The organism is Deltaproteobacteria bacterium, assembly GCA_016234845.1.
Taxonomy (GTDB): Bacteria; Desulfobacterota; Deferrimicrobia; order Deferrimicrobiales; family Deferrimicrobiaceae; genus JACRNP01.
This window is the reverse complement of sequence record JACRNP010000036.1, coordinates 1-4,019: the sequence shown is the minus strand read 5'-3', so window position 1 is coordinate 4,019 and position 4,019 is coordinate 1. Positions and strand designations below refer to the sequence as shown.

At 64.4% G+C, this 4,019-nt stretch carries 6 protein-coding genes; all 6 read right to left on the bottom strand.

The features are described 5' to 3' along the window. Positions 1 to 94: EtfB protein (locus HZB86_03635; protein ID MBI5904630.1), on the bottom strand; the 94-nt coding region annotated here is incomplete at its 3' end. A 106-nt stretch (positions 95 to 200) separates the two neighbouring features. Further along, complete coding sequence (locus tag HZB86_03630) at positions 201 to 977, bottom strand: enoyl-CoA hydratase/isomerase family protein (protein MBI5904629.1); 777 nt, start codon at positions 975 to 977, stop codon at positions 201 to 203. A 59-nt stretch (positions 978 to 1,036) separates the two neighbouring features. After that, the gene (locus HZB86_03625) at positions 1,037 to 1,246 is read right to left on the bottom strand and encodes an OB-fold domain-containing protein (protein MBI5904628.1); all 210 of its coding nucleotides are present in this window, start codon (positions 1,244 to 1,246) and stop codon (positions 1,037 to 1,039) included. Positions 1,247 to 1,374: 128 nt separating this feature from the next. Further along, entirely contained in the window at positions 1,375 to 2,538 is a 1,164-nt protein-coding gene (locus HZB86_03620; protein MBI5904627.1) for a thiolase domain-containing protein, read from the bottom strand. Between the two features lie 21 nt (positions 2,539 to 2,559). Next, positions 2,560 to 3,081 (bottom strand): gamma carbonic anhydrase family protein, encoded by a 522-nt coding sequence (locus HZB86_03615; protein ID MBI5904626.1) that lies wholly within the window; start codon positions 3,079 to 3,081, stop codon positions 2,560 to 2,562. A 22-nt stretch (positions 3,082 to 3,103) separates the two neighbouring features. Next, positions 3,104 to 4,019, bottom strand: a 916-nt coding sequence (locus tag HZB86_03610) for an AMP-binding protein (GenBank protein MBI5904625.1), incomplete at its 5' end; no start/stop codon positions are given.

Sequence of the window (4,019 nt, the reverse complement as noted above, 5' to 3'; positions counted from 1 at the left end):
TGATGTTGTCCAACACGATCCCGCTGCCGTCCCCCTTGATCTTCACCTTCTCGTCCGGGTTCGGGACCGGCTTGATCGTCACCAGGATCTTCAATGGGCGCCTCCTCAGTTGAAACTTCCTGCAGTCCTCCGCCGGTGGAGGAGCTGTGGCAAAACGGACCTACTGGACGGTTGGTCGCAGCGGAAAAAAATCCCGCAGGTCAGGATCCGGTGTCCGAATCCCCTCTGCAGCCCGGGCCATTCCGCGGTCGCTTCCACCTTCCCAACACGGACCGCATCCGCTCCCTCACCTCCGGCGTTCCGAAGTATCGGCGGAAATCCTGGACGGTCATCCGCTCGAGTTCCTTGTCCGTAGATCCAGCGGTGTGAAGCATCGTCCATTTCAGGGGCCCCGTGAGCGCCCTGGGTTTCGATCCGACCGTCCGCACCCAGAAGATCGCCTTTCTCATGAGCTCTTCCCGATTTTCAACGATGTCGTCTACGACCCCGATGCGACGCGCTTCCTCGGCGTCGATTATATCGCCTCCGTACAGAAGCCTGCGCGCATCGCGGAGCCCGAGCACCCGAACAGCCTGACGGATGCTCTTCGCCGCCGGCAAAAGCCCGTGGTTCACCTCCGGGAGGCCGAACCGCGCGGATCGAACCGCGACCCGGTGGTCCGAGAACAGGCAGAGCTCCGCGCCTCCCCCAACCGCGTATCCGTTGACTGCGCAGACCACCGGGGCTTCGATCCGCTCCATCAGGCCGATTACGGCATGAAACGCGCGGATCCTGGCGACTCCTCCCCGGACGGTCAGTCCTTCCAGCTCCTTGACGTCTCCTCCCGCCGAGAAGAACCGGTCCCCATGCCCGGTGAGGACGATTCCCTTCACGTCGTCCCCCCGCCGCATGAGGTCCTCCATCGCCCGCCGGAGCGCCATCACCGTGGCGTTGTCCAATGCGTTGGCCGGCGGGCGACGAATCGTCAGGATAACCACCCCGCCCTCCTCAGAGCGCTCGAGCCCCCCGGATCCGGCAATGCCCGGACGTTTCCCCTTCACAACGACCGGAACCAATAGACGCCCCTCTCGTCGACCCTGTCGAACGTCAGCGGCTGCCCCACGGACAGACCTGCCTCCCCCTTGTCCCCGACGAGCCTCGCGGTCACGCGAAGCCCCGGGGCCAGATCGACCAGAAGAACGGAATACGGGACGTCGGCCCGGAACGCCTCCGGGGCGATCCGGACCACGGTGTAGGAGCAGATCACCGCCTGTGCGTCGATGCGATCCGATGAAAATCCGGTGCCCCCGCACGCCCCGCAGACATAGCGGGGAGGTATCGCCGGCGCCCCGCAATCGGTACATCTTACGACCGGTATGGGTCCGCCGCCGACTTTCATGACGCCCTCCGGAAGATGTTCACGGTGACCACCTGGCCCGTGGCGCCGAGGTTGTGGGTCAGTGCGATCTCCGCGTCCTTCACCTGGTTCTCATGGGTCCCGCGGAGTTGCCGGACGATCTCGTAGACCTGGCCTATCCCCGTAGCGCCGACCGGGTGCCCTTTGGATATCAATCCCCCGCTCGGATTGATGGGAACCTTGCCATCCACCCTCGTCAGGCCATCGGCGACTGCGAATCCTCCCCGCCCTTTCGGGAAAAAGCCGAGATCCTCGCTGTCCACGATTTCGGCGATGGTGAAGCAGTCGTGCAGCTCCACGACGTCGACGTCCGCCGGCCGGATTCCCGCCATCGCGAACGCCCTCTTTCCCGCAATGACGGTTGCGTCGAGGGTGACCGGGTTCGGAGTGTCGTACAGTGTCGTGTATCCGGTGGACTGCGCCGTGCCGATGATCTCGACCGGGTTCGGGTTGAACCGGCGGGCGATCTCCGACGGGCAGAGGACCACGGCCGCCGCCCCGTCGCTGATGGGGCAGCAATCGTAAACCCGCAGCGGATCGGCCACCATCTTCGACTCCCGGATCTTCTCGATCGAGACCTTGTTCCGGAATCGCGCCCTCGGGTTGCTCACGCTGTTGTCGTGGTTCTTGAGCGACACGAGAGCCAGGTGTTCCGCGGTCGTCCCGAACTCGTGCATGTGGCGATTCGCCACGAGTGCGAAGAACCCGGGGAAGGTCAGGCCCGTCCTCCCTTCAGAATCGTGGTCCATCGCCGTCGCCAGCCCCTCGGTGTTCTTCTCCGTCGAGGCGTGCGTCATCTTCTCGACCCCGATCACGAGAACGAACTGCGCCTGACCCGACGCGATAAGGGAGTGGCCGTGCCGGAGGGCGATCCCCCCCGAACAGCACGCTCCCTCCACCTTCGTGCAGGGGACGTCCTTGCGCAAGCCGAGGAGGTCCCCGATCTGGGGGGCGATCGTCTCCTGGCCGGTGAGGACCCCGGAGATGAAATTCCCCACGTAGAGCGCCTCGATCTCCTTCCGGTCGAGGCCGGCGTCCAGGAGCGCCTGGTTGGCGGCCTGGATCGCCATCGCCTTCAAACCCACCCCTTCCAGTACCCCGAACGGCGTCGTGCCGATGCCTATGATGGAGACTCCCCGCATTTCCCGTTCCTCCCTTCCTGCCTACAGCGGCTTCAGTCCTTCCTTGTAGCGTCTGCCCAACCCGGCATACAGTCGCTTCCCTTCCATCCGGTATTTCTTCTTCGCGTCGTCCATGGAGCCGATCCTCTCCGCGGGGACACCCGCGACGACGGTATCCGGCGGAATCTCCTGCCGGGACCGGACGACCGCGCCCTCCCCGACGATGCACCACGATCCGACCACCGCGTCTACCCCTAGCACCGCGCCCATCCCGACCGTGACGTAGTCGCCGACGCGAGCTGCGTGCACGGTCGCGTTGTGCCCGATCGTCACATACTCCCCGACGACGCACTCGGAGTCCGGGTAGCAGTGAACGACACAGTTCTCCTCGACTGCGGAAAAGCCCCCGATCGTGATAGGGCCGAAATCTCCCCGGATCACCGCGCCGGGCCCGATCCAGCACCCTTCCCCGATCCGGACGTCCCCGATCACGTGGGCGGCGGGACTCACGTAGGTTCCCTCCCCGACGGACGGGACCCGGCCTCCGAGTTCGTACAACCCCATCGCGCACCTCCCGCGGGGAACGTTAATACAGCTTGACCGCCCCCGAGATGCCCTCTTCGCGCACCTTGAACCGCTGGATCCTCTCCGTTGCGGTCTTCGGAAGCTTCTCGCGGAACACGAGGTACCGGGGCCGCATGAACCGGGCGAGGTTCTTCTCCGACCATGCGTGGAACTCCTCCGGCGCCAACAAATCGCCCTTCCGGACGACCAGGTGCGCGACGATCTCCTCTTCCTTCAGCTCCGCTTTCTCCGGCGCGATATACCCGACGATGGCGCTTTCCGCCACTTTCGGATGGCCATTCAGAAGATGCTCGATATGTTCTACCGACACCATCTCCCCACGCACGCGGAGGGCGTCTTTCTTCCGGCCGACGAAGTGGAGATGTCCCTTCGGATCGAGTTTCCCCAGGTCCCCCGTTTGGAGGTCGACGTGCCCCGTCCCGACCTTCAGGCTGGAGGCGGACGCCTCGGGGTTCTTGTAGTACCCCTTCATCACGACGCCGCAACGGCAGCGGCAGACGATCTCGCCGGTCTCCCCCTGCGGAAGGATCTCTCCCCCGTTCCCCAGGATCAGGATCTCGTCCGGGTGCTTCGGCGCCCCGTCCGACCCCGGGTAGATCTGGTCCGGCGGAACCTCCGTGACGAACGGGTGCTCCGTCTGTCCGTAGAGGCTCTGGAAACTGAGGTTCGGCCAACGATCTTTCATTGCCGTGTACAGGGCGCCGAACGTTCCCAGGATCTTCAGCCGAACCTTCTGCTCGAAATCGCTCTTCGGAAGTTTCATCAGGTTGAGCGGCACCGTCCCCGTCCAATGGTCCTGGGTGATCCCGTACTTCTCGATCGTCTCCCAGTACGTCTCGGCATGGAACCGGTCCTCCATCACCATGAGACACTTGTAGTAGAGGGCTCCCAGCATGATGAGGTACGCCCACCCGTGG